The organism is Pectobacterium sp. CFBP8739 (assembly GCF_013449375.1).
Classification (GTDB): domain Bacteria; phylum Pseudomonadota; class Gammaproteobacteria; order Enterobacterales; family Enterobacteriaceae; genus Pectobacterium.
Window position 1 is genome coordinate 1 of sequence record NZ_JACDRR010000044.1, and the last position, 314, is coordinate 314.

1 protein-coding gene is annotated in these 314 nt (G+C 51.6%); it reads right to left on the reverse strand.

Annotated features, from left to right (window positions below):
• Positions 1-47: 47 nt before the first annotated feature.
• Positions 48-272, reverse strand: a complete 225-nt coding sequence (locus tag H0247_RS19330) for a SymE family type I addiction module toxin (protein WP_180743980.1) — start codon at positions 270-272, stop codon at positions 48-50.
• Positions 273-314: the final 42 nt, after the last annotated feature.

Here is a 314-nt window from a genome sequence, read left to right on the forward strand (position 1 = left end):
TGATCTGATGATCCTTCCGGTTTTTTATTTCATGGTCTGGTCAGCCGCTATAAATTAATCTCAGTCTCAATAATAATCCTGCCCCGTTCTACCGTGACGGTGACGGGCATCCCGGTGATAAATCCGGACTCTTCGAGCCAGCGGCCTTTAAGGTTGATGGCGGAGGGCGGGTTGGGCTTGCCGTTGTGCGGGGCGTATCCCACGGTGTAGTAACGCTCTGTTCTGGCGGGTTTATTAAGTGCGACGTCTGACTTAGAATGTGCCTTAGCCATGATTAACTACCTCGTATAGTTACTTGTGGTGAGCGGCGTGGG